The sequence below is a fragment of the Desulfovibrio sp. genome, assembly GCF_019422935.1.
Taxonomy (GTDB): Bacteria; Desulfobacterota; Desulfovibrionia; order Desulfovibrionales; family Desulfovibrionaceae; genus Desulfovibrio.
The window spans coordinates 185,026-208,149 of the sequence record NZ_JAHZCJ010000004.1; the positions used below are offsets into that span (position 1 = coordinate 185,026).

Genomic DNA, 23,124 nt, shown 5'->3' on the forward strand with positions numbered 1-23,124 from the left:
GCTTTGTCCTTATGTGCAGAAATAGTAAACGAGGGTCACAACCGTCATACTGGCGGCTCGTAGCCCCTGATTGGCGAGGATAAGCCGCAGGGCCAGCGCCGGGCGGAAAAATCCCGCATAGGATGGCAGCTGGTGCCGTATGGCCCGCATGGGTGTGGAAAGGATATTGCCCACCATCAGGGCCAGCACCACATCGCGCGGCGATAGCCCGCCCGTTTGCAACACGCTGCCAGCTGCGCCAAGGGCAGCTCCAAGCTCTGCCGCCAGGTGCAGCACAATGATGCCCATGGCCTGCGGCTTTAAAAAAGAGAGCCAGCCCATGTGATCGGCCAGCCATGCCTCTGCCAGCGCAAAATAGCCGTAGCGCTGCATGCAGAACATAAGCACATAAATGGGCGCCGTGAAGTACACCAGCTTGGGAAGACGCCGCAAAAAACGCCGCCAGGCCTTGTTCAGGGCATCGCGCCATGATGTGCCCGCCTGCTTGATATTCTGGCAGGCAATACAGCCCGGCGGTGGCGGCGGCAGCAGCCAGCGTGAAAGCACAACGGTAAAGCCCGTGCGTCCTGCGGCGGCAATAAATGTAAGCCCAACGTACACCAGGGCAGGAGTGCCCAGCACCGGCCATGTGAGCAGAAAAATGGTGGGCGTGTGCACAAGATAGGCTGGCAGGCTGTTGAACAGGTTTGCCAGCATAAGTTCGTTGCTCGAAAGCTCGCCCAGATTGTGGCTGTCTGAAAGCAGGCCGTTGGCGGCGGCGGGGGACACAAAGGCCAGCGAAAAACTCGCGCCCGCGACTTCGCGCAGGTGGGCGGTCTGGGCCAGAGGGGCGGCAAGCCGGGCAAGATGGCGCGTCCAGCGCAGGGCCTCCAGCAGGTTTGCCACAAGCAGGCCCACCGCCAGCCCCAGCAAAAGACGCAGCAAGGGCCAGCCCAGGGAATGCCAGAGGCTTGCAAGTGTGAGTGCGGTATCTGGGGAAGTTGCTGTCATGCTGATGGGCTTGGCGCTGCCGGAAGCTGAAATGCGGAACAGTCAAAGATTGGTGCGCCCCTGCGGTTACATCCGCAAGGGCAAAAACAGGGGTTCATCGTGGCTAGGGATTATAGCCCGTGTCTGGGGGCAGATCCCTGCGGCCAGCTTCTGCGCGGGCCAGAACGTCGCAACGTTCGTTTTCAGGGTGCCCGGCATGGCCTTTCAGCCAGCGCATGCGCACCTTGTGGGTGGAAAGCAGGGGGAGCAGGCGTTTCCACAGATCCACATTGAGCGCGGGCTTTTTATCGCTCTTGATCCAGCCCTTTTTCTGCCAGCCCCAGACCCAACGTTTTTCAATGCTGTCGCATACGTATTTTGAGTCGGAGTAGAGCTCGACTTCGCAGGGGTTTTGCAACTGGCTCAGAGCCTCCACAACCGCCAGGATTTCCATACGGTTGTTGGTGGTCAGTTTGTAGCCTCCGGCAAATTCCTTGCGGTAGTCCTGATCGTCAAGTTTGAGTACGGCGGCCCAGCCGCCGGGGCCTGGATTGCCCAGACATGAGCCGTCAGTATGAATGGTCACTTTCTGCATTGTAGTCCTTTACGCGGGTTCCTGCCGAAGCTGTTCGGCGAGCGGCAAGCATACACGGCAAAGCCTTGCTGGGCAATGCGCCTCTTGGGGCAGGGGATGGCTGTTCCATCCCGGCAGAAAGTTCCCTGAATGGCTTGTGGCAGAAGTGAGGATGCGATGGTGTAGGGGAGGGAATAGGCCCCCCCCGTAAAATTTTGTGGCTTGAAACTGCTCTAGCCGGGTTCGTTGCCCGCGCGCATCAGGCAGTGCAGTAGCACGTCCGCGCCTGCCGCGCAGTCTTCCCACGAGGTGTTTTCCACCTCGGCATGGCTGCGCCCGCCCATGCTTGGCACAAATATCATGGCACCCGGCGCAACCTGGGCAATATAGATCATGTCGTGCGATGCTCCGGAGACCATGTCCAGTGAGGGTAGGCCAAGGACTGTTGCAGCCTCTCGCACCATCCCGCGCAGGCGTTGGTCAAAGGGCACGCGCGAAACCTGCCAGATGCGTTCGGGCCTTACCTCACACCCCGCCAGTTGCGCGGCTTCGGCCAGCGCGGCCTCAATGCGTTGGCACACGTCATCCGTGGCGGCTTCGTCCCAGCCGCGCACATCAATGGTGAACTGCACATCCCCGGCAATGACGTTGCGCGAGTTGGGCGAAGCGTGCACTTCGCCCACAGTGGCCACCACCTGACCGGAGTCGCGGGCAATCTCGAAAATACGCGTCACCATGAGCGAAAAGGCGTATATGGCATCGTGCCTGCTGGTCATGGGGGTTGGCCCGGCATGGTTGGACACGCCCTGCACGCGCACATTATACCAGCGCAGGCACACAATGCCCTGTGGTATGCCGATGGGGATGCTTTTCTCTTCCAGCACAGGCCCTTGCTCTATGTGCAGCTCAAAGGCCGCATGCATAGGGCGGGGAAAATAACTGGAATCACCCCGAAAGCCGATGCGTGTGAGCTCCTCGCCAAGGCTGACGCCCTTTTGATCTTTGAGGGCATACATATCTTCCTGTCCCAGCTTGCCTGCCCATACGCCGGAACCGGAGCAGCCGGGGGTGAAACGGGAGCCTTCCTCATTTGTCCAGTCGGCTACAACCAGATCGCGCAGCAGGGTCACGCCCGCATCGCGCAGGGCGTTCACAACCTCCACGCCAGCCACAACACCCAGCATGCCGTCAAAGCGCCCGCCGAGCGGCTGGGAATCTCCGTGAGAGCCTGTTATCACCGGGGGCAGGGTTCTGTCCTTGCCCGGCAGCACGGCAAAGATGTTGCCCATGCCGTCCACATGGATTTCGCAACCCAGCTCCTTCAGCCATGCGCTGAGTTGCTGCCGGGCGGCTTTGTCTGCATCGGACAGGGCAAGCCGGGTGACGCCGCCGCCCGCAGTTGCCCCGAATGCAGAAATTGCTTCCATGCGGTTTTGCAGCCGCGCCTTGTCTACACGCACAGAGTTCATGCCTTCTCCCTTGGTTCTGGCTCTATTCATTCGGCGGGGGCACGGGCCGTCATGCCGTGCCCCCAAGGTACCCCCGCTAGCGGCGGATAAAGCCTACGACATGTCGAATTTGTCGCGGAACAGTTTGCCGGTGCGCTCCATGTCAGAATCGGCCCATGTGCGGCGCATGCGGTTGAGCGTGGGCATGCCCAGATTGAATTCGTTCAGCCAGTTGCGGGCAAAGATGCCTTTTTCCGTTTCTTCAAAAATCTGCTGGATGGCGTCTTCGTTGATAACGCGCGGGCCGGATGTGCGCACGGCAAATTCACACGTGCGGCTGGCCCGCCGCGTGAGGTATTCTTCCACGCCAACTTCATCAATATCGTCGATGATGGAGCGGATGGAGCGCACGGCCTTGGCATAGGCGAACGAAGCCGGATAGCCGTTGTCGGTCATGACCTTGTAGATGGAGCGCATGAGCTGAATGGCCCCACCGTAGAGCACCTGTTCTTCAAAATTGTCGCCCTCGGTTTCGTGCTGGAACGAGAGCTTGATGGTGCCCACGCGGGTGCTGCCCACGCCCTTGGCAATGGCAAGGGCCGTGGCGGCGGCATGGCCGCTGGCGTCCTGATCAACGGCCACCGCGCCGTAGATGCCCGAACCTTCCTTGAACTTGCGGCGCACCACCGGGCCGGGGCCGTTGGGCACAAACAGGATGACGTCCACATCCTTGGGCGGCTTGATGGTGCCGTAGAGGATGGCGAAGCCGTGCGCAAAGCTGAGGGTCTGACCGGGGCGCAGGTGGGCGTGGATGGAAGAATAGTACACGGCGGGCTGGGCCGGGTCTTGCAACAGGATATGGACGATATCGGCCTTTTTGACGGCCTCCTCGATGCCGTACACGGCAAAGCCGTCGGCCTCGGCGTCCTTCCAGCTGTTGTGCACTGTCCTGTCGCCAACGCCCACAATCACGTTGATGCCGCTGTCGCGCAGGCTTTTGCCCTGCGCCTTGCCCTGGCTGCCGTAACCGATGATGGCAATGGTCTTGCCGTGCAGCACGGAAATGTCAACGTCTTCGTCCCTGTAAATTTCGCCAAACTGTGACATGGTATATCCTTATTGAAAAAGCGGGAGGCTAGAGTGCCACATCGCGGTTGCAGTCTTTTGAATAGATGTAGGTAAGCCGTCCCCTGCCAGTGGCGTACACGGCCTGCGGGGTATAAGGGCCAAAGAAAATGAAGTCTTCCTTCTGCACCTGAATCCACTCGGCCCCCAGCAGATAGATGCCTTCGCCTTCCAGCAGATAGGCCCCGTGCTCCTGCACATGGGTTTCCACAAAGGGGTGGCAGCCTGCGGGGTCAAAGCTGAGGGTGTGCATGTTCATGTCAAAGCCCAAGTGGGTGGGCAGCAGATCGCGGATAAACACGTTGGCCATGTCTTCGTAGATGCGCTCTTCCATTGTTGCGGTATTGCCGAATACGACTTCGGCCTCGTGGCCGGGCAGGGTAATGTAGCGCTGCTTGTAGAGCAGAAAGCGCACCGGGGCATTGGTGGTGTTGGTAAATTCAAGGCCTTTGCCAGCAGGGGCAAACACGTAGCCGCCGGGGGCCAAGGTGTGCTTCTGCCCGCAAGTGGCGGCGGTCAGCGCGCCTTCGCCATCCATGACATACAAAAAGGCTTCCACCCCCGGCTCTTGCGCAAAGGGGGCAACCGTGCCGCCGCCGGGCAGGGCCGTGCCCACATACTGCACAAAACTCGCGCCCAGTTTGGGCGAGGCAATGATGGACATGGTGCAGCCCTCAATGCCGGGTATGACGTTGCGCACCCGACCTTCCGGCGGAATGACCGCATATTCGCCGGGCCGGATGACCGCCCGAGTTTTCAGCAAACCCTCTGGATAAGCCATGTTTCCTCCTTGAGCAGATTTAGTTTTGTTTGCCCAGACCGGGCACAGCGCGCCGATCTCCGCAACGGACGTTCGCCTGGGCGGACGCCGGAGCAATTTATAAATTGCCCATAATGCTCAGTTCACCGTCTGAATGAACGAAGCCAGTTCCGGAGTGCCGGGCTTGGCAAAAAGCGCCTTGGGGGCCCCGGCCTCGTGAACCTTGCCCTGGTGCATGAACACCAGTTTGTTGCCTACTTCGCGCGCAAAGCGCATTTCATGCGTGACCATGATCAGGGTCATGCCTTCCGCCGCAAGCTTGCGCACAACCTCAAGCACTTCGCCTACCAGCTCGGGATCAAGGGCGGAGGTTATTTCATCGCAAAGCAACATCTTGGGGCGCATGGCAAGCGCACGGGCAATGGCTACCCGCTGCTGCTGCCCGCCGGACAACTGATCGGGAAAGGCGTTGAACTTGTCGGCAAGGCCCACCCGTGCGAGCATCTCTGCGGCAAGCTCCCGCACCTCGGCCTCGGGTTCTTTTTTGACAATGCGCGGGGCCAGCATGACGTTTTCTCCCGCTGTAAGGTGGGGAAAGAGGTTGAACTGCTGAAAAACCATGCCCACCTTGAGCCGCAGTGGGCGCAAGTCGTTTTCCAGCCCCCGGACGCGGTCACCGTCAATTTTTACAAAACCCGCATCAAAGGTTTCCAGCCCGTTGAGAATGCGCAGAAACGTGCTCTTGCCAGATCCGCTGCGGCCAATGACGGCCACAACGTCGCCTTCTTCCACCGTGAGGTTGACCCCGCGCAGAACCTTGGTTTCACCAAACTGCTTGTGCAGTTCATCAACGACGACCAGCGACATGGAGCCTCCTTTCAATTCGTCGGGCAAAGGCCGACAGCGGATAGCACATGAGAAAATAACCCGCAGCCACAAGGCCGTAGACCAGCAGCGGCCTGAAGGTTGCGTTGGCGATCATGGTTCCGGTTTTGGTTATTTCCACAAGGCCGATGATCGAGGCCACGGCTGTTCCTTTGACGACCTGTACTGAAAAGCCCACAGTCGGGGGGATGGCTATGCGCAAGGCCTGGGGCAAAATGACATGACGCAGCTGCTCGTAACGGTTCATGGCAAGGCACGCCGATGCCTCCCACTGACCTTTGGGCAGCGCTTCAACACATCCGCGCCAGATTTCAGCAAGGTACGCGCTGGTAAAGAACGTAAGGCCGAGCGTGGCGGCGGCCAGGGGCGAAATATCCACGCCAAACAGGGCCAGCCCGAAAAAGATGAGAAAAAACTGCATAAGCAGCGGTGTATCCTGAAAAAACTCAATATACGTCATGCCCAGAGCGCGCAGTTGGGCCTTGGGCGAAATGCGCACAAACAGCACAATAAGGCCCATGACGCCGCCAAGAGCGAAAGCGATGGCAGAAAGAACGATTGTCCAGCCCGCGCCCGTAAGCAGATGGCGCACCATATCCCAGATAGAAAAGCTGATCATGCGCGCCCCCTGCGGATGCAATGTTTGCCAAAGGCATGCAGGCTCTTGCGCACGGCGATGGCCAGGGCGAGATACATGAGCGTGCTGGCGAGGTAGACCTCAAAGGCGCGGAACGTGCGGCTCTGGATCAGGTTGGCCTCAAAGGTCAGTTCCTCGGCGGCGATTTGCGAGCATACCGAAGACCCCAGCATGACAATGACAATCTGGCTGCACAGTGCGGGCCACACTGTTTTGAGCGCCGGGCGCAGAATCACGTGGAACAGGCACTGCCAGCGGCTCATGGCCAGGGAGTCTGCGGCTTCAATCAGGCCCTTGGGCACAGCCGCCACGCCAGCACGGATGATCTCGGTCGAATATGCGCCAAGGTTGACGACCATTGCCAGCACGGAGGCTTCCCATCCGTTCAGCCGTACCCCAAGGGCGGGCAGGCCGAAGTATATGAAGTACAATTGCACAATAAAGGGCGTATTGCGGACGCATTCCACATAAGCGGTAAAAAACGGGTGCAAAAAGGGCAACCGCCACTCGCGCGAAACCGCTCCCAAAATGCCCACGGCAAGGCCCACCGTGGCGCTGACCGCCGTGAGGGCCAGCGTCAGTGCCGCCCCCTGAACCAGCAATGGCCAGTTTGCCGCAATGGGCTCGAAGGTAAACTGATAGGCCATGGCTGTTCCCCTAACTGGAGGTCGCTCTATGGCGACCGCCTCCATACGTACTGGCTGCGGCGGCAAAACCGCTATTTTGCATCTTTGCGAGGTTGCCGCATCAGGATCTTGTCGTTATAACCTTGTGGTCTTACCGGTAAATATTTTGTAAGCACGGTGTCCTGCTCTGTCCTTTTGGGCAAGCCAGCAGACAATTTTTAAAAATCCTGCGGCAGGGACGTGTGCAGCCATGTTTGCGCAATGGCCTCAAGCTGCCCGTCCTTCTTTGCCTGGGTGATGATGTCGTCCACTGCCTTTTGCAGTTCCGGCTCGTTTTTGTTCAGCCCGATGTAGCAGGGCGAGTTCTTGATAAGGAATTTGACTTCCAGGTGCTTGGCCGGGTTCTGCCCGTTGATGGAGGCAGCCACAACGTTGCCTGTGGCAACCATCTGCACCTGGCCGGAAAGGTAGGCGGCGATGGTCGAACTGTTGTCTTCAAACCGGCGGATTTCTGTGGATGCGGGCGCAATCTTGGTCAGCTCCATGTCTTCAACCGCGCCGCGGGTCACCGCAATGGTTTTGCCGGCCAGGTCTTCTGCCGCAGCGACCTTGAGGTCTGCGGGGCCAAAAACGCCGTTAAAAAAAGGCGCGTAGGCCACAGAAAAGTCGATGGCTTTTTCGCGTTCGGCGTTTTTGCCCAGTGAGGAGATGACCAGATCCACTTTGCCTGTGGTAAGGTAGGGGATGCGGTTTGTGCTGGTTACTGGCACAAGCTTCAACTTTACGCCAAGGCTTTTTGCAATAAGCCGGGCTGTATCAATGTCGTAACCCACAGGCTGCATGTCTGCGCCCACAGAACCAAATGGGGGGAAGTCCTGCGGAACCGCAATGGAGATAACACCTGATTTTTTTATTGTTTCAAGCGTGTTATCTGTTTGTTGGGCATAAAGGGATTGCGGCAGGGCTGCGGCCAGCAGCATGACGGCCAGGATGAAACCAAGGCGGCAGAAAAAAAATTGCATGACGTCCCCCGGAGAAAATGTTTGAGTAAACCCGGAATTATCAACGTTTTGGTAAAATTCTGGTAAGACCGGTAAAAAATGATTGCTCTGTTTCTACAAATTTGTCAACATGGGTAAACAAAAAATGTTACTTCTACAAATTGGTGGAAATTATGTGTGCTAAATTACAGGAAAATTTGGAAGAAAATACAAAAATGTGGAAATCCAGCTCGGAAGGAGCCGCGGAAAGCATTTTATCAATGATTTTAGATAATAACTGGCAGGAAGGGCATAAACTGCCCCCACAGCGCGCACTTGCGGAAACTCTGGGAGTCAGCCGCCCCACGGTGCGCGAGGCTCTGGTTATTCTGGAGACCATGGGCAAAGTGAGCATTCAGCCCGGCAAGGGCGTGTTTCTGGTGACGCGCGCGCAGGAGAGCATGGCTGCGGCTCCGATCACTCGGTTTGACCGCTCATTTATTACGGGTAAGGAAACGCAGATTTTTCAGTTCAGGCATGCCATAGAACCAGCCATTGCCGCCCTTGTGGCCCTGAATGCCACGCAGGCCCAGATTGACGATATGGCAGCAATGCTGGACGACATGAAGCAGGCCAGTGTTCGCAGTGACGTGCAGCATTTTGCCCAACTGGATTTCGCTTTTCATACCCAGATGATTGAGGCGGCTAACAATCCTTTTTTCATTGAGGCCATGCGCCCGTTTTTTGATCTGTTTTCAGAAAGCCAGCGGCTGCCATTCTCCAACCAGAAAGGGCTGGTGGACACCATGCGTGAGCATGCGGCACTGCTGGAACATTTGCGGTCGCGGAACTCGCACGGAGCACGTATGGCTATGGAAGAACACGTTGTCGCCACAGCCGCAAGAGCTGGGGTGCGTATTTCTTCTTGGTGAGGGAGGGGGCGAGCCTGGGCCGCGCTGGCGGAGTTTGGGAAAATAGCTGGTGAGCGGCGCTCCATGCGCCAGGGCAAAAAAAGGCGGCCCTGCGCATGCAAGGCCGCCTCGTGACTGCGTGCAGCCAGAGTTAGGAATTTTTGAGTTGGTTTATGATGCGGGACAGGTTCTGGGCCTGCGCCGCAAGTTCGGAAACAGCCTTGCTGGCTTCGCCCATTGCCTGTGATGTTTCAGACGCAATGGTGTTGACGTGTTCCACGGAGCGGGCGATTTCCTCGGAGGAGGCGGACTGCTCCTCGCTGGCGGTCGCGATACTGCGCACCTGATCTGCGGTCTGCTCCGCAAGGCTGAGAATTTCCGCAAGCGCGGCGCCGCATTTTTCGGCAAGATCCGCGGCAAGGTTTACCTTGCCAACCGCCTGATCCATGCGGCGCACACCTTCTTTGGAGCTTTCCTGTATGGCCTGAATGGCCTTGCCCACATCCTGGGTGGAGGACATGGTCTTTTCTGCCAGTTTGCGCACTTCGTCTGCCACAACGGCAAAGCCACGGCCCGCCTCGCCAGCGCGCGCTGCTTCAATGGCCGCGTTCAGCGCCAGCAGGTTTGTCTGGTCGGCGATGTCCGAGATGACAGTCATAATTTCGTTGATGGCCTGAGCGTGGACAGAAAGAGTGTCCATGTTGGTTTTGAGGCCTATTGTCTCGGCCTGAACCTCGTCCATGGCGCGTCGGCACTTTGTGGTTACATCATCGCCTTCCTTGGCCTTGCTCTGTGTGGATGCGGACAGGTTTGCCCCGGCTCCGGCGTTTTTGGCAACCTCAATAACTGTGGCGTTCATTTCTTCCACAGCCGTGGCGGTGTCCGCAATGCGGTGGGCCTGCTGCTCAGCGCCGTGCGAAGATTGCTCGATCTGGGCGGAAAGTTCTTCAGAGGCTGATGCGATGACGTTGACTACGCCTTCGAGTTGGGTTGCGGCGTCAAGCAGGCCTTCCTTGCGGGCTGTTTCTGCCCGCGCAGTGGCTTCTTCGGCCACAATCTGGGCCTTGCGGGCCTGCTCTGCCGCTTCCTGAGCCCTGTGGGATTCTTCCTTGGCGTGGTCAATGTGGCTCTTGAGGGCAGCTACCATGGCTACAATGGATTCGTACACGCCAGCCTTGGGGCTGCCATCGTCAATGTTGTAGTCGCCGTCCACGACCCGCAGGGCAATCGTGTTCAGTTCGCCGGGGTCTTTGCCCAGCTGCTTGTGGGTGCCGCGCAGGATCACAACCGCAGTGGCTGTTCCTGCCAGAATGGAGGCCACCAGCAGGCAGATAACCAAAAGTTTTGCCGAGGCGTACAAGTCATCACAGCCTTTGCTGGCGGCCAGGCTGCCTTCCGTATTTATGTGGACAAGTTCAGTCAGGCTGGTGCTGCACTTTTCAAAAACAGTGCGTGTTTCACCACGGGTGAGGCTTCGCGCTTCATCCATTTGTCCTTGATCAGCAAGACGAACAATTTGTTTGGAAGTATCCAGATAACTCTGCCATTCGCGCAGAAACGCCTCATAAACCTTTCTTTCTTCGGGCGAAGCAATGAGGGCCGCATACTTGGATTTATTCGTTTCAATACTCTTCAAATAAGCGTCCATGCGGGTCTGGTAGCGCGCCCTGTCCTGCGCTTCAGGACTGTTGGCAAGCTGTACCTGTGCGAGCCTAAAGCCAGTCATGTCTATATTGAGATTCAATGCATATCGTGTGGATGGAAGCCAGTTTTGATTGATGTCTGTTGAGCCGTCATTGATTTTTGACATCTGCACAAGGCTGAAAAGCCCAAGGGCAATTGTCAGAGCCATTAAAAAACCTGCCATCAAGGATAACTTGACACTCAACTTCATGATGCTTCTCCACTGTGATAAGGTCTGTTTAAACGGTTTGCTCAATCTTTTGTTAAAATTTTTATTGAATGGAATGCAGATATTGATTTTGTATCAAATTTTCTGCTACTATTTTAGTATTATCGACATTTAATGTATTTTTGATAGGTATATATTAATTAAGTGTAAAAATATAAAAACACATAAAAACAAAAAAATAACATTGAAATGAACTATAAAAAATAATTATAAAATATTATAATAATAAAAAGTACGTAAGTGCTATTTTTGTGCAAAGTAATAAAGTAAAAAATTTTTTTAATGACAACATCACGTACTAAATTAAATAACTCTATGAGAGTTGTTTACGTAGTTATTATGGCAGATGCTTGCGCTGATAAAAATTTAAGCCCTATTTTATTCGGTTATGAAAATGGAATTGAATTGCAATAAAAAAATAATACTGTTGTATTATTTGACAAAAAAGCACGAAATCCCGGGACTACTTGCCCTTGATATAGATGGTAATATACTCCCATGTCTAGTCAAGAAAATTCCGTTATAGTAATAGGATGGAAAAATATCCTTATTTAAATGAAGCGGTTGCGAATATTCTGAAGGGCAGACGTGAAGCTCTTGGCATGAGCAAGCGTAAGTTGTCTGAGCTTGCGATGATAGAAAGGGCTTACATTACCGGATTGGAAAATGGTAAGTGGAATGTGTCATTGAATGTTTTGTTTTTTTTAAGCGAGGCGCTTGAAATAAGACCTGATGTGTTTATTCAATTAGTTATGGATGAGGTTGAAAACATGAAAAAAAGAGATGTAGTATGATAGTATTTTTTCATTTTTTAGAGGTGTGCAACAAGAAAAAGCCGGAGCAATGCTCCGGCTTTTTCAGTAATATCCGCTGAACTGATTAGTAGCGGTAATGGCTGGGCTTATACGGCCCTTCAACCTTCACGCCGATGTACTCGGCCTGCTCGGGGGTAAGCGTGGTAAGCTTGACGCCAAGGCGGGCAAGGTGCAGGCGGGCCACTTCTTCGTCCAGTTCCTTGGGCAGGGTGTAGACCTTGTTTTCCAGCGGCTCGGAAGCGAGCTTGAGCTGGGCAAGGGTCTGGTTGGTGAAGCTGTTGGACATGACAAAGCTGGCGTGTCCGGTCGCGCAGCCAAGGTTAACCAGACGGCCCTCGGCCAGCACAATGATGCTGCGGCCGGACTTGAGTGTCCACTTGTCTACCTGCGGCTTGATATTCAGGCAGGTGATGCCGGGGGTGTTTTCCAGGTAGGACATTTCGATTTCGCTGTCGAAATGGCCGATGTTGCACACAATGGCCTCGTCCTTCATGGCTTCCATGTGGGCGCCGGTGATGACGTGATAGTTGCCGGTGCAGGTCACATAGATATCGCCCTGAGCCAGGGCGTTTTCAACCGTGGTGACTTCAAAGCCTTCCATAGCGGCCTGAAGGGCGCAGATGGGGTCGATTTCCGTCACCAGTACGCGTGCGCCAAAGCCGCGCATGGACTGGGCGCAGCCCTTGCCCACATCGCCGTAGCCCACGACCACAACAACCTTGCCAGCCACCATGATGTCGGTAGCGCGCTTGATGCCGTCAGCCAGGGATTCGCGGCAGCCGTACAGGTTGTCGAACTTGGACTTGGTGACCGAGTCGTTGACGTTGATGGCCGGGAACAGCAGGGTTCCGGCGGCTTCGAGCTGGTAGAGGCGGTGAACGCCGGTAGTGGTTTCTTCTGAAACGCCCTTAACCTTGGCGGCAACCTTGTGCCAGTGCTGGGGGGCCTCCTTGAGGCGCAGCTTGAGGCGGTCAAGAATGCACTGAAATTCCTTGTTGTCGGTCTTCTGGTCAAGGATGGAGGGGTCGTTTTCCGCTTCATATCCCTTGTGGATCAGCAGGGTAGCATCGCCGCCGTCGTCCACGATAAGGTCGGGGCCGCTGCCGTCAGGCCAGGTGAGGGCCATTTCCGTGCACCACCAGTAGTCTTCAAGGGTTTCGCCCTTCCAGGCAAAGACCTTTGCCATGCCTGTTTCCGCAATGGCGGCGGCGGCATGATCCTGGGTGGAAAAGATGTTGCACGAGGCCCAGCGGATGTCTGCGCCAAGGGCGTGCAGGGTCTTGATGAGCATGGCCGTCTGAATGGTCATGTGCAGGGAGCCGGTGACCTTGAGACCCTTGAGGGGCTGGGTGGGGCCGTACTTCTTGATGCATTCCATGAGGCCGGGCGTTTCGCGCTCGGAAAGCTGCATTTCCTTTTTGCCAAAGTCAGCCAGGGAAATGTCGGCCACTTTGTAGTCAAGGGTCAGGTCAAGAGGCTTAATCATTGTTTTCTCCTATCCGCAATTTTGTTGTTGTCGGTAAAATTTGGGGAAATATGAGCCGTTGGGCATGGCAGTCAGCGGGCTTCGGCGCTGAGCAGAAGCATGGTCATGTTTCTGTTCACCTGCATGTGCTTGCAGTGCAAAACCGCAAAGCCAGCCGCAGCCAGATCAAGGCCAAGCTGCTGTTCGTCAAAGCCAAGCCAGCGGTCGCCGTAGCGGGAGCGCATGGTTTCATCGGCATGGCGTTGAAAATCGGCCACAAAGAATCTGCCTCCCACCGCCATGATGCGCCGGATCTCGCGCAGGCCTTCAGCCGGGTCTGAAAGATGGTGCAGCACAAGGTTGATGCAGGCAAAGTCCGCTTCGCGGTCGCGCAGCGGCAGGTGACTCAGTTCGCCAATGCGCAGTGAAACGCGGCCCTCGGCCAGATCCTCGGGCGTAAAGCGGCGTCGGCAGATTTCAAGCATGCGCGCGGAGCCGTCCACCCCAATGACCCCTTGCGCCTTGGGCAGCATGCGGGCGAGCACTGCGCCCGTGCCGCAGCCTAGGTCTACAGCTGTGCCGCAGCCGTCAGGCATGGCATCGCAAACGGCCTCGGCCAGGTCAAAACTGCCAAGAACCTCGCGGTTCAACTCGTCCCAGTCTTCCGCAATGGCGTTAAAGAACTGGCGGGTTTTAAGCGCGCGTTCTTCAAGTATCTGGGCGGCCATATTGAGGTCTGCCCGCATGGCGGCGTCCGGGTGGACAAAGGGCGTGATGGCGCGCAAGAAATCAAGCTCTTCGCCAGTGCGCGGCGTGGCATAAAAAACCCACAGGCCATCGCGGCGCGAGGTGAGCAGCCCGGCCTCGGTAAGAATCTTGAGGTGCCGCGAAACACGCGATTGCCCCATATCAAGGATACTCACCAGCTCGTTGACCGAGAGTTCGTAATGCAGCAGAATATGAACCAGCCGCAGGCGAGTTTCGTCCGACAGAGCTTTGAAAAATAAAAGTGCCATTATCTGTCCAGTTTCAGTAAATCAAATTTGATTGATGTAAGTATCAATATATCAGCATATAGTCAATATGTTCACAACAGGCATAGCCAGAAGCCCGCACCCAGCAACGCCCGGATCCCAGCCAGAATCAGGGGCGCTGCCTGTTTTTAAGGAACGATAATGGCCGCATTCCGCAAACGACAGAAAGACTCTCAGCCCGTGCACGCCATGGAAGTCATGGCCTCCGTGATGGCTGGGCTTGGCGCTGCCCCCGGCCAGGGGGAAACGCGGGCGCGTTTGCAACAGCTCTGGCTCAACTGGAGCATGGTCATGGGGCCTGATCTTGCCCCATTGGCGCGGCCCATGGGGCATCATCGGGATATTCTGCTTATTGGGGCAGAGGATGCCATGCTGGCGCAGGAGCTGCACCTTATGGCGGGCGAAATGCTGGAGAGGGTCAATGCCTTTATGGAGCAACCCTTTTTCAGCGCCATAAAGGTCAGTCTGCTCATGGGTAAGGCAGGGCTGGACAAAGCCGCAACGCGGAAAAATGCAAAAAAGGATAAACCCGCGCCCTGGGTACGTACACCAGAGCCTCTGCTCGCTGATGGCGTGTATCTGGAGGCAATGGATCCTACCTCGCCTGTGGCGCGTGCCTATGCGCGCTTTACTCGGCAGCGGCGCACACGCTGAACAGCCGACGGTCAGACCCGGCAGAGCCGCAACCGCAATGCGTGTTGGGAAAAACGGGCGCTCCGGACAGAAAAAAACAACTGTGAGTACCCTTGTCTTCCCCCTCCGGTTTTATTCATGGCAGGTACGGTTTTCCATTTTCTTTAGGGTAAACCGCAAAAGAAAACATATCTTTTTTAATTATATATATTGGTATGTTATAAATTTTAATTGCACTTTGTGCATGCGATTTTGTTGTTCGCTTGCTGCGCTTTATTGACAACGCTTCTGGTGCGGTGCTAGTTTTCCCCAACGTTAACTGGAGATTTTTGTGGCCATTGTTTGATGGTCTGAGCCTGCGGAGGGAATGAATGGACGTGCAGAAAACCATGGAAGACATTTGCCTGAAACAGGACAACGGCTGCGACTTTGCTTTTTGCGGTCGTCTTTTTTCGGAATGTTCCTGGTATGACGAATCGCTTGGCACACTTACCCGCCAAAAGCTGTATGTGACCGAAAGCAATGAACAGATCTACTACATTGTTCGTTCCAGCGGTCAGGAGCGTAGCCGTCACGCCTACAAGCTGTTCATGCGCGGCGATGTGTGCGTGATCCATAACGGCGTGACCGAAATGGCCCTCCAGTTTGACATGCTCATGCTGGCAGTGCGTGGCCTGTGCGGTCTTGATTCTGGCGCGACCCCTTCGCTTTCCATGGTTGAAGAGATGCTCAAGGCAGCCAATGCCTGATTTTTCCATATAGCCGCAGTCACCGCGTACGCGTTGGCGGCAGCAACCTCCACATGAAACGGCCCTCTTTGCGAGGGCTTTTTCATTTTCTGCTTTCCAGATGTCTTCCACACCCTAAAAGTATGTTGCGGGAGGCTTGGCAGCGTCTTGCCCGGTCTCAGGCGGGACAGAAGCCTGGCTCTGCATTGGTGCCCGACCCCCAATTTTGGACGGGGTCGGGCACCTTGTGTCATCAATACAGGCCCAGCAACTTGGGCATAAATGTGGAAAGTTCGGGGAATGCGGTTATGACAGCCAGAGCAAGCAGGGCAGCGCCAATGAGCGGCAGTGCCGCCTTGCTGATCTGCTCCATGGTCAGGCCGCTGATCTTGGCCCCAACGTACAGATTCACCGCAACAGGCGGCGTAACCTGGCCCACGGCAAGGTTGGTGGTCATCATGATGCCGAACCACACAGGATCCCACTGAAAATGCGTCATAATGGGCAGCATGAAGGGCAGAAAAACATAGTAGATGGAAATGGCGTCCAGCAGCATGCCCGCAAGCAGCAGGATGATGTTTATCATGAACAGGACAATCCAGGGGTTGTCGGAAATTCCAAGCAACACGCCGGAGCACTTTTCTACCAGCCCCACGGTTGAGCCCACCCAGGAGTACAGGCCTGCGCAGGTAACCACAATCATGACAACGGCCGTGGCCTTGACGGTTTCCGTGAGAATTTCAACCATCACCGAAAGGCTGTTGATGGTGCGGTAAATAAAGACGCCCACAAAAAGGCCGTAGAAGATGGCAACCGCAGCGGCTTCGGTGGGGGTAAACACGCCGCCGTAAATCCCTCCCAGAATAACCACCGGGGTCATGATGCCCCAAAAGGCCTCGCGCAGCGCCTTGCGGACAGGCTGTTGCCGCTCCTTGCCCTTGTACCCGTGCTTGCGGGATATGAGCAGCACCGCGCCCATAATGAATATGGCGACCACAACACCGGGGATAAAACCAGCCGCAAAGAGCGCAGGCACAGAAACATCCGCAACACCGCCATAAACGATAAAGGCAATGCTTGGCGGGATGACGATGGCGAGCCCGGAGGTAACGGAAACCGTTGCGGTGGCAAAGGCTTTATCATAGCCAGCCTTGGCCATGCCGGGAATAAGAATAAGGCCCAGCGCAGCAACTGTTGCAGGGCCGGAGCCGCTCACCGCGCCCCAGAAGGTGGCAACCGCAACCGTGGCGACTGCCAGCCCGCCTGTCATGGAGCCGACCATGGCTTCCATGAGCGCCACGATGCGGGCGGCAATGCCTGCGCGCTCCATTATGTAGCCTGCCAGAATAAAGAAGGGGATGGCCAGCAGGGGGAACTTGGCTATTCCTGCAAAGAAATTGTAGGAAAGCATGTTGAGTCCCATATCCCACTTCCACACCACAGCGAGGGCGGAAAAGCCCAGCGCCAGAGCAATGGGCACCCGCAGCAAAAGGGGGATGATAAAAAGCGCCAGCAGCCAGAATGCGGGATCGTGTAACAGGGAGTCCATAGTCCCGCCTCCTAAAAGTTGTTGGCGCGCTGGTCTTCAACGGCCCTTTGCGCAATGCGGAAAATGATCAGCAGGGAAAACGCGGGCGTGGCGATGGTGTACCACCACACCGGAATCCCCAAAGCTTCGGAAGTAGCCTCAAGGTCGATTTCGTCCAGCACTTCAGTGAGTCCTGTCCAGAACAGAGCGCCAAAAAAGCATACCGCCAGCAGCACGGAGCCCCAATAGCATGTACGGCGAAAACGCCGGGGCAGGGCATCGTACAGGGCGGTCATGCCCAGGTGTCCGCCTTCGCGGAATGCCCTGGCTGTACCCAGCATGGTTATCCAGACAAAAAAATTGATGGTCAGTTCTTCTGTCCAGGCAAAAGAAAAAGAGGTGCAATAGCGCACTACCACGTTGATAAAAGCAATGGCCGCCATAGCAGCCAGCATGAACGATCCCAGGTAGTCCTCAAACCGTCTGTCCAGCAAACTCCACATGTTCTTGCCCATCCCTGAAAAAGCCCCCTCCTGAGCCATTGCTGCAAAAGGGGGCTGTTGTAATGCTATTTCGCAGCATCCATGTCCTGCTCTGCCGCTTTGACAAGATCGGGGCCGATTTTGGCTGCCCAGTCATCGCGCACGGCCTGTGTGGCCTTGAAGAACTGCGCAGTCTGCTCCGGCGTAAGGTGCGTTACCGTCATGCCATGCTGCTCAAGGCAGGCATAAGGATCGGTAATTTCCGGGAGCTTGCCGATTTTTTCAAGGTAGGCCTTGGACTGTCCGTCATCCATGCCCAGGCGGGAGAGCGCCTTGCCGTAAAGCTCCATCTCCTTGGCGCAGGCCAGCAGAATCTGCTGGTCTTCAGGGGAAAAGCTCTTCCACACGCCGGGGTTTGCGCCCAGCATCAGGGGGTCAATGACGTAGTGCCAATCGCAGAGAAATTTGTGATAGTCCCATATTTTCAGGGGGATGTTGATGCCGTTGGTGGGATTTTCCTGCCCGTCCACAACACCCTGCTGAAAACCCGTGGTGGCTTCGGCCCAGTTCATGTTGACCGGGTTTGCGCCCAGGGCACGAAACGTATCAATAAAGATCGGGCTGCCCACCACACGAATTTTCAGGCCCTGCATATCTTCAGGTTTGGTGATGGGGCCTTTGCTGGTGGTCATTTCGCGGTAGCCGTTTTCGCCCCAGCCGAGGATTTTGACGCCCTTGCTTTCAACGGCGGCGACCAGCATTGCACCAGACTTGCCGGAGGTAACGGCGTCTATGGCTTTGTAGCGGTCGGGCTGCACAGCCATGAGAAAGGGCAGGGCTGTGAGGTTCAGCTCCTTGATTTGCGGCGACCAGTTGATGGGCGACGCCAGGGCAAAGTCAATTGCGCCGTTGCGCAGCATGAGAAATTCGGAAGTCTGCTTGCCTGCCAGCAACTGGCTGGAGGGATAGACCTTGATATTGATGCGCCCGTTGGTGCGCTCATGCACCAGTTCCGCAAAGCGGGTCGCCGTGAGGCCCCACCCGGATGTTGCGCCGGGCACCACGCTGAGTTTGTACTCGGCCTTGTAAGCCGCCGCAGCCGCCGGTTGCGGCAATGCGGTAAACACCCCGCCCGCCAGCAGGCAGACGAACACAACGCCCCATGTCCAACGCAAAAAGCCCTTCATAAAAACGGACTCCTCATCAAAAAGGTGAGCGAAAAGGCCTTGCTCGCAAAGAATTGCGGGCAAAGATCAAGAATGCCGCGCCGGTTGGAGCGCGGCGGCTTTGTCCTGAAAACGAGATCCTTAAGGCAGCCTTGTGGGCCGATGGACGCCGGCAGGTGTTGCAGCGGGGCTTGTGGCCGGGCGTTGCCGCTGCAATGTACCCTCGGTAAAAAAGATCACGTGCAAGGTTTTGGTAATGATGCCAGACTTATGCCTGGGGGTCGAGATTTTTTTAAGCGTCAGCAGCATGCTCAATGGGTATGCTCAGAGTGTGGGGCAAGCGTGTTGAAAGCGGGCAGCAAGTTATTTATCATCCACAAAGAATAAAAATTCGCATGCCTGTTGCCGCGAGCGTCTGGCATGCGCAATATTAAAAGCCAGCGAGGCACACATGAGCAATACTATTACGCCCGGCATGAACGGCTCGGCAGAAACCACTGTTACCGAGGCCATGCTGGCAAGCACGGTGGGCAGCGGCAAGGTCAGTGTTTTTTCCACAGCCATGATGGTTGCCTGGATGGAAGGGACCGCCGTGGATGTGGTGCAACCACGCCTGGAAGAAGACCAGACAACCGTAGGAACCGGCATCAGCGTCAGCCATGTGGCAGCCACGCCGCTGGGCATGAAGGTGCGCTTTACCGCAGAAGTAACCGCAGTTTCCCCCAATGGCAAAGGCCTGAGTTTCAAGGTGGCGGCCTATGACGAGACCGGTCTGATCGGCGAGGGCACCCACGAGCGCGTAGTTGTGAACAAAGATAAATTTGAGGGCAGGACAAGGGACAAGGCAAAAGCCTGATGAAGGCCCCTCAGTGCGTGATTTCAGCGCCACAAGCATATGGGCTTTTGCGTAAAAACACAGTAAACTACTCAAGTCTATGCAACCCTTAAGGAGTAGTTATGGGCAACCTTACCTTTGTCGGCATATCGGGCAGTCTGCGCAAGGCTTCGCGCAATACCGGGCTTTTGCGGTGCTGCGCAGCGCATCTTCCTCAGGGCGTAAATCTTGAAATTGCAGATATTTCCGCTCTGCCATTCTACAATGCGGATATTGAAAAACCCGCTGTGGTGCAGCGCCTCATTGATCAGGTGAGCGCAGCGGATGGGCTGGTTCTGGCCTGCCCCGAATACAACTATTCACTTGCTCCCGCGCTGAAAAACGCGCTGGACTGGCTCTCGCGCGAACCAGACCTCGCGCCCCTGACAGGCAAAACCGCCTGCATCGTGGGTGCTGGCGGCGGCATGGGCACATCGCGGGCGCAGTACCACCTGCGTCAGGTGTGCGTGTATCTGAACCTGCACGTGCTGAACAAGCCTGAGCTTTTTTCCAACGCTTTCACACCTGCCTTTGCCGATAACGGCGATGTGCAGGACGAAGGCCTTGTGAACCAGGCAACGGCCCTCATGCAGGCTATGGCCGACTGGACTTTGCGTCTGAAGTAGCCCCTCTTTCTGCCAGCCCCGTGGAAAGGCCGCTGCCTCGGCAGTGGTTTTTCTGCGGGGCTGCTCGTTGGTGAGGAGTGGAAATGGCTGCCTGTCAGGGAAAAGACGTACAGCGCTTAAGGTACCAGAATCATCGGTTTGAGCGCATGCCGGGCATGAGTCTGCTGCTGGACGCGTTTGCCCTGGTGGATTGCGGTGTCGCGGAGTCCATCGCACTCCAGGGGGAGCCGCCAGCCTGCGGGCCGGATTGCTGCCAATGCTGTATCCAGCCCATACCCGCGACCCCACTGGAAATTCTGGCCTTGCGCCTTTTTGCAGAACTGGAGCTTCCCCCCGCCCGGCGGGAGGCTCTCAAAGCAACCTTTGCGCTGTTCCACGGTAAGCGGGCAACTCTTGGGGACGCCTGCCCTTTCCTGCTGGAGAAATGCTGCGGCGCTTATCCTGTGCGTCCGATGGCGTGTAGGCGCTATGTTGTTTTCGGCCAGCCATGCAGTGCGGGCGAGGACGCCACCCAGACCCGGCCTGCTGATGTGCTGCACCCGCGTCAGGCTGCCATGCAGGCTGCCTTGCGGCTCACATTGCCCTGGTACAGGGAGCGCTACTCCCTGCCGGAACACATTACTGCGGAAGAAACACAGGCTTTCTTTCGCGGTGTCACCACGGTCTTGCAAGCCGTGCCCTGGGCAAAATACGCCTAGCCCCGCCGATTCAAGCTGAGCGCCAAACCACGCCAGCTCAAACTCGCCGACCTTCTCAGGCTGGTCAGAGTTTTGACAAATCAAGCCGGAGCATGGGGCCGTTGTTCAGGCTCACAAAAAGGCCACGAGGCGCACTGACCGCCTGACTCACTGGCACTGCCAGATATTCACCGACTTTCCAGCCTTCAGCATGGAAATGGATTTGTTCACCAGCCACTGCGACCAGTATTTGCTGGTAGACGGAGCTTCCGCCAGTGCTGCCTGCAAGCATCTGCCGCTCCAGAATATGGGATGCCGCAAACTGTTGCAGAAATACGGGTATAAGCCTGCGCCAGTCAGTTTTGTTGAGCCGCAAAACCGCAATGCGTTCAATCTTTGAAATATCCTGCCCGTGAAGTACCAGCCACAAGTCGCTGAACGTGGTGGTAGCCGCTGTGGGTTGCACGTTTGACGGCGCGCCATTGGCGCGCACCAGCCACGCAGCGTCAATTCCCGCATCTTGCAAGGCCTGCGGCAAGCCCAGCGCTAGGGGTTTTTGCGCGGCCATGTCCGCAGGTGCTTCCAGCACCGCCACAGCTGCGGAGGCCACGGGCGGTGCGCTGTATACGCCGCCAAGGCCCAGCATCCAGGCCGCCCAGAGGTTGGGCCATGTCTCAGCCTGCGCGGGCAAGGCCTCGTCCATTTGGACAGGAAAAACCGTCGCCGGAATACTGCGCTGCACCACAGCCATGGGCAGGCTGGGGTCAACAGCTCTTTTGCGCGCGCCGGGCCGGTAGATTTCGCCAAGCAGGCCGAATCGCGGCGGTGCATCCTTTGGCTGGGCGGCGTCGCCCATGGCCTGCAGCGTGTCGTAGCGTTCCTGCAATTGCAGTCCAATGTGGAGCATGCTGCCATTGGCGGCATTGGTCATGGTGTTGCGCCAGTTGGAACTGCTGACAAGCAGAGCCAGCAGCGGAATAAGCAGCGCAACCATGAGTGCCCACTGAGGTAGCCGCGCCAAGGAGCGTTCCACCGCAGGCAAGGCGTTCAGCAAGCCCCAGAGGGCAAAGCCGCAGGCATAGGCTGAAATAATGGTCAGGCCTGCTGGCAGTTTGCCAGTGGAGCTGATGGTCACATCGCTGAGGGCATGCAGCACGGTGAGCAGGGCTGAAAGTCCCAGATACGCTGCCACGGCCAGAATCGCCATCAGCAGGCCGGAACGCGCAGTCCCCTTGCTCACGATGGGGCATTGCCCGCGCATGCCGCGCAGCAGAAGCACCAGCAGCAGAACAGCCCACGGCCACAGGCCGTCAAAAAACCAAAAGGCCACCTGCCGCCATTCGTCAAACGCTGCGGCAAGCTGGCGCAGCTGTACGTCAGCGCCGATATGGCGGGCAGCCCTGCGCACCTGATTGCCCGGAGCAAGAAAGGAAAACAGCAAAGCTCCAAAAATCCATAGCCACAAAATACCCATATGGCGCAGGCGGGTGCGGGCGCTTTGCGTGACATCGGGTTCCGTCTCCCGTCTTGCAAAGCGATCCGCAAGGGCCAGCAGAACGGCAACCGTGCATGCCGCCAAAGCAGCCAGCGCCGAATGCTCAAACACACCCACGGTCAGCACGCCTACAATGATGGTCTGACGCCGCGCCTTGCGGGCCTCGGCTGCCGGGGCGGCCCACAGGCGGCAGACCATCCACAGAAAGACAAGGGTCATGGCCTGCAAAAGGCCCATGGTGAGCGCATCTGTCAGCAGGTAGAAGTTGGGCAGGCTCTGATGACCGGCGAGCACCACAAGCACGCCCAGCAATCCACAAAAAGCAGCAGGGCCGCGCCGTATGTTTACCACCCGCGCAAGGCCGAACAGCCCAAGCCCGAACAGCGCCGCAACGCCCGTGCAGACAAGTCCGTAAAGGGGGCGGATTTCTCCTGCCTTGCCCAGAAAAACCGCGAGAAAGTGGTAGGTATAGCGCCCGCTCCAGGTCAGCCATTCGCGGGCAACTTCATACAGCCCGCCGGGCAGGTCAAAGGGGAACATGGCTCTGGTGACTTCATCAAAGTCGTCCCCGCGCGGAAACAGAAAGCCAAAGGCATAGGCAAAGGGCAGCAGCAGCGCTACAACCACCACCCACCAGCCCCAACCGGGGGCAGGCAAGGTGAAATGATTCGCCTGAAGCTCATGGGCCGGGGATTTACCGCTGTGCGCGGGGCAGAAATCGGCAGGGTGCGCCATATGCTGACAGACCTTGTGTTTACGCGGGAGGCCCCGTAA

General features: G+C 56.8%; 23 protein-coding genes. 7 read left to right on the plus strand and 16 right to left on the minus strand.

What is annotated here, in order from left to right; translation table 11 throughout:
- Nucleotides 1-9 precede the first annotated feature (9 nt).
- The 9 genes from QZ383_RS07405 to QZ383_RS07445 form a co-directional block, all read right to left on the minus strand.
- A complete protein-coding gene (locus tag QZ383_RS07405; protein WP_291444310.1) occupies nt 10-990 on the minus strand; it encodes a hypothetical protein in 981 nt (326 codons plus the stop codon).
- A gap of 103 nt (nt 991-1,093) precedes the next feature.
- Entirely contained in the window at nt 1,094-1,564 is a 471-nt protein-coding gene (gene rnhA, locus QZ383_RS07410; protein WP_022658999.1) for a ribonuclease HI, read from the minus strand.
- Between the two features lie 212 nt (nt 1,565-1,776).
- Nucleotides 1,777-3,012, minus strand: coding sequence for a M20 family metallo-hydrolase (locus QZ383_RS07415; protein ID WP_291444313.1), 1,236 nt, complete (start codon nt 3,010-3,012; stop codon nt 1,777-1,779).
- Nucleotides 3,013-3,105: 93 nt separating this feature from the next.
- Nucleotides 3,106-4,098: a ketol-acid reductoisomerase gene (gene ilvC, locus QZ383_RS07420; protein WP_291444315.1), complete on the minus strand. Its 993-nt coding sequence runs from the start codon at nt 4,096-4,098 to the stop codon at nt 3,106-3,108.
- Nucleotides 4,099-4,126: 28 nt separating this feature from the next.
- Nucleotides 4,127-4,897 (minus strand): (S)-ureidoglycine aminohydrolase, encoded by a 771-nt coding sequence (gene allE / locus QZ383_RS07425; RefSeq protein WP_291444317.1) that lies wholly within the window; start codon nt 4,895-4,897, stop codon nt 4,127-4,129.
- Nucleotides 4,898-5,014: 117 nt separating this feature from the next.
- The gene (locus QZ383_RS07430) at nt 5,015-5,743 is read right to left on the minus strand and encodes an amino acid ABC transporter ATP-binding protein (protein ID WP_192113106.1); all 729 of its coding nucleotides are present in this window, start codon (nt 5,741-5,743) and stop codon (nt 5,015-5,017) included.
- On the minus strand, nt 5,724-6,380 hold the full coding sequence (locus QZ383_RS07435) for an amino acid ABC transporter permease (protein WP_291444320.1): 657 nt from the start codon (nt 6,378-6,380) through the stop codon (nt 5,724-5,726). Before QZ383_RS07435 ends, QZ383_RS07430 begins: the two co-directional genes overlap by 20 nt.
- A complete protein-coding gene (locus tag QZ383_RS07440; protein ID WP_291444322.1) occupies nt 6,377-7,045 on the minus strand; it encodes an amino acid ABC transporter permease in 669 nt (222 codons plus the stop codon). Before QZ383_RS07440 ends, QZ383_RS07435 begins: the two co-directional genes overlap by 4 nt.
- Before the next feature lie 197 nt (nt 7,046-7,242).
- Complete coding sequence (locus QZ383_RS07445; protein WP_291444323.1) at nt 7,243-8,046, minus strand: transporter substrate-binding domain-containing protein; 804 nt, start codon at nt 8,044-8,046, stop codon at nt 7,243-7,245.
- A 194-nt stretch (nt 8,047-8,240) separates the two neighbouring features.
- Here QZ383_RS07445 and QZ383_RS07450 point away from each other — a divergent pair, with 194 nt between their 5' ends.
- Nucleotides 8,241-8,936, plus strand: a complete 696-nt coding sequence (locus QZ383_RS07450; protein ID WP_291444325.1) for a FadR/GntR family transcriptional regulator — start codon at nt 8,241-8,243, stop codon at nt 8,934-8,936.
- Nucleotides 8,937-9,066: 130 nt separating this feature from the next.
- On the opposite strand, the gene QZ383_RS07455 is transcribed toward QZ383_RS07450, so the two are convergent.
- Nucleotides 9,067-10,809, minus strand: coding sequence for a methyl-accepting chemotaxis protein (locus QZ383_RS07455; protein ID WP_291444327.1), 1,743 nt, complete (start codon nt 10,807-10,809; stop codon nt 9,067-9,069).
- A gap of 551 nt (nt 10,810-11,360) precedes the next feature.
- On the opposite strand from QZ383_RS07455, the gene QZ383_RS07460 reads away from it, so the two are divergent.
- Nucleotides 11,361-11,621 carry a helix-turn-helix transcriptional regulator gene (locus tag QZ383_RS07460; RefSeq protein ID WP_291444329.1) on the plus strand — a complete coding sequence of 87 codons (261 nt, stop codon included), beginning with the start codon at nt 11,361-11,363 and terminating at the stop codon, nt 11,619-11,621.
- A gap of 85 nt (nt 11,622-11,706) precedes the next feature.
- Here QZ383_RS07460 and ahcY read toward each other — a convergent pair whose 3' ends face one another.
- On the minus strand, nt 11,707-13,128 hold the full coding sequence (gene ahcY / locus QZ383_RS07465) for an adenosylhomocysteinase (RefSeq protein WP_291444331.1): 1,422 nt from the start codon (nt 13,126-13,128) through the stop codon (nt 11,707-11,709).
- 71 nt (nt 13,129-13,199) lie between these two features.
- Complete coding sequence (locus tag QZ383_RS07470; protein WP_291444333.1) at nt 13,200-14,123, minus strand: metalloregulator ArsR/SmtB family transcription factor; 924 nt, start codon at nt 14,121-14,123, stop codon at nt 13,200-13,202.
- Between the two features lie 159 nt (nt 14,124-14,282).
- On the opposite strand from QZ383_RS07470, the gene QZ383_RS07475 reads away from it, so the two are divergent.
- Together QZ383_RS07475 and QZ383_RS07480 are read left to right on the plus strand one after the other, a co-directional pair.
- Complete coding sequence (locus QZ383_RS07475) at nt 14,283-14,795, plus strand: DUF721 domain-containing protein (RefSeq protein WP_291444335.1); 513 nt, start codon at nt 14,283-14,285, stop codon at nt 14,793-14,795.
- A 350-nt stretch (nt 14,796-15,145) separates the two neighbouring features.
- Nucleotides 15,146-15,523, plus strand: a complete 378-nt coding sequence (locus QZ383_RS07480; RefSeq protein ID WP_022658986.1) for a hypothetical protein — start codon at nt 15,146-15,148, stop codon at nt 15,521-15,523.
- 232 nt (nt 15,524-15,755) lie between these two features.
- On the opposite strand, the gene QZ383_RS07485 is transcribed toward QZ383_RS07480, so the two are convergent.
- Genes QZ383_RS07485 through QZ383_RS07495 form a run of 3 tightly spaced genes read right to left on the minus strand, consistent with a single transcriptional unit; the run spans nt 15,756 to nt 18,699 of the window.
- Nucleotides 15,756-17,051, minus strand: a complete 1,296-nt coding sequence (locus QZ383_RS07485) for a TRAP transporter large permease (RefSeq protein ID WP_291444338.1) — start codon at nt 17,049-17,051, stop codon at nt 15,756-15,758.
- 11 nt (nt 17,052-17,062) lie between these two features.
- Complete coding sequence (locus QZ383_RS07490) at nt 17,063-17,545, minus strand: TRAP transporter small permease (RefSeq protein WP_291444340.1); 483 nt, start codon at nt 17,543-17,545, stop codon at nt 17,063-17,065.
- A gap of 53 nt (nt 17,546-17,598) precedes the next feature.
- Entirely contained in the window at nt 17,599-18,699 is a 1,101-nt protein-coding gene (locus QZ383_RS07495; protein ID WP_291444342.1) for a DctP family TRAP transporter solute-binding subunit, read from the minus strand.
- A gap of 430 nt (nt 18,700-19,129) precedes the next feature.
- Between QZ383_RS07495 and QZ383_RS07500 the strand changes: the two genes are divergently transcribed.
- The 3 genes from QZ383_RS07500 (at nt 19,130) to QZ383_RS07510 (ending at nt 20,876) form a co-directional block, all read left to right on the plus strand.
- Entirely contained in the window at nt 19,130-19,534 is a 405-nt protein-coding gene (locus QZ383_RS07500; protein WP_291444344.1) for a thioesterase family protein, read from the plus strand.
- Nucleotides 19,535-19,635: 101 nt separating this feature from the next.
- The gene (locus tag QZ383_RS07505; RefSeq protein ID WP_291444346.1) at nt 19,636-20,178 is read left to right on the plus strand and encodes an NADPH-dependent FMN reductase; all 543 of its coding nucleotides are present in this window, start codon (nt 19,636-19,638) and stop codon (nt 20,176-20,178) included.
- A gap of 83 nt (nt 20,179-20,261) precedes the next feature.
- Entirely contained in the window at nt 20,262-20,876 is a 615-nt protein-coding gene (locus QZ383_RS07510) for a YkgJ family cysteine cluster protein (protein WP_291444348.1), read from the plus strand.
- A 64-nt stretch (nt 20,877-20,940) separates the two neighbouring features.
- Here the strand turns inward: QZ383_RS07510 and QZ383_RS07515 are convergent, their stop codons facing one another.
- Nucleotides 20,941-23,007 (minus strand): hypothetical protein, encoded by a 2,067-nt coding sequence (locus QZ383_RS07515; protein WP_291444350.1) that lies wholly within the window; start codon nt 23,005-23,007, stop codon nt 20,941-20,943.
- Nucleotides 23,008-23,124: the final 117 nt, after the last annotated feature.

What these genes read in the sequence shown, in the direction of transcription:
- QZ383_RS07405 (WP_291444310.1), bottom strand. Translation starts at nt 990, where the DNA reads ATGACAGCAACTTCCCCAGATACCGCACTCACACTTGCAAGCCTCTGG.
- rnhA (WP_022658999.1), bottom strand. Translation starts at nt 1,564, where the DNA reads ATGCAGAAAGTGACCATTCATACTGACGGCTCATGTCTGGGCAATCCA.
- QZ383_RS07415 (WP_291444313.1), bottom strand. Translation starts at nt 3,012, where the DNA reads ATGAACTCTGTGCGTGTAGACAAGGCGCGGCTGCAAAACCGCATGGAA.
- ilvC (WP_291444315.1), bottom strand. Translation starts at nt 4,098, where the DNA reads ATGTCACAGTTTGGCGAAATTTACAGGGACGAAGACGTTGACATTTCC.
- allE (WP_291444317.1), bottom strand. Translation starts at nt 4,897, where the DNA reads ATGGCTTATCCAGAGGGTTTGCTGAAAACTCGGGCGGTCATCCGGCCC.
- QZ383_RS07430 (WP_192113106.1), bottom strand. Translation starts at nt 5,743, where the DNA reads ATGTCGCTGGTCGTCGTTGATGAACTGCACAAGCAGTTTGGTGAAACC.
- QZ383_RS07435 (WP_291444320.1), bottom strand. Translation starts at nt 6,380, where the DNA reads ATGATCAGCTTTTCTATCTGGGATATGGTGCGCCATCTGCTTACGGGC.
- QZ383_RS07440 (WP_291444322.1), bottom strand. Translation starts at nt 7,045, where the DNA reads ATGGCCTATCAGTTTACCTTCGAGCCCATTGCGGCAAACTGGCCATTG.
- QZ383_RS07445 (WP_291444323.1), bottom strand. Translation starts at nt 8,046, where the DNA reads ATGCAATTTTTTTTCTGCCGCCTTGGTTTCATCCTGGCCGTCATGCTG.
- QZ383_RS07450 (WP_291444325.1), top strand. Translation starts at nt 8,241, where the DNA reads ATGTGGAAATCCAGCTCGGAAGGAGCCGCGGAAAGCATTTTATCAATG.
- QZ383_RS07455 (WP_291444327.1), bottom strand. Translation starts at nt 10,809, where the DNA reads ATGAAGTTGAGTGTCAAGTTATCCTTGATGGCAGGTTTTTTAATGGCT.
- QZ383_RS07460 (WP_291444329.1), top strand. Translation starts at nt 11,361, where the DNA reads ATGGAAAAATATCCTTATTTAAATGAAGCGGTTGCGAATATTCTGAAG.
- ahcY (WP_291444331.1), bottom strand. Translation starts at nt 13,128, where the DNA reads ATGATTAAGCCTCTTGACCTGACCCTTGACTACAAAGTGGCCGACATT.
- QZ383_RS07470 (WP_291444333.1), bottom strand. Translation starts at nt 14,123, where the DNA reads ATGGCACTTTTATTTTTCAAAGCTCTGTCGGACGAAACTCGCCTGCGG.
- QZ383_RS07475 (WP_291444335.1), top strand. Translation starts at nt 14,283, where the DNA reads ATGGCCGCATTCCGCAAACGACAGAAAGACTCTCAGCCCGTGCACGCC.
- QZ383_RS07480 (WP_022658986.1), top strand. Translation starts at nt 15,146, where the DNA reads ATGGACGTGCAGAAAACCATGGAAGACATTTGCCTGAAACAGGACAAC.
- QZ383_RS07485 (WP_291444338.1), bottom strand. Translation starts at nt 17,051, where the DNA reads ATGGACTCCCTGTTACACGATCCCGCATTCTGGCTGCTGGCGCTTTTT.
- QZ383_RS07490 (WP_291444340.1), bottom strand. Translation starts at nt 17,545, where the DNA reads ATGGGCAAGAACATGTGGAGTTTGCTGGACAGACGGTTTGAGGACTAC.
- QZ383_RS07495 (WP_291444342.1), bottom strand. Translation starts at nt 18,699, where the DNA reads ATGAAGGGCTTTTTGCGTTGGACATGGGGCGTTGTGTTCGTCTGCCTG.
- QZ383_RS07500 (WP_291444344.1), top strand. Translation starts at nt 19,130, where the DNA reads ATGAGCAATACTATTACGCCCGGCATGAACGGCTCGGCAGAAACCACT.
- QZ383_RS07505 (WP_291444346.1), top strand. Translation starts at nt 19,636, where the DNA reads ATGGGCAACCTTACCTTTGTCGGCATATCGGGCAGTCTGCGCAAGGCT.
- QZ383_RS07510 (WP_291444348.1), top strand. Translation starts at nt 20,262, where the DNA reads ATGGCTGCCTGTCAGGGAAAAGACGTACAGCGCTTAAGGTACCAGAAT.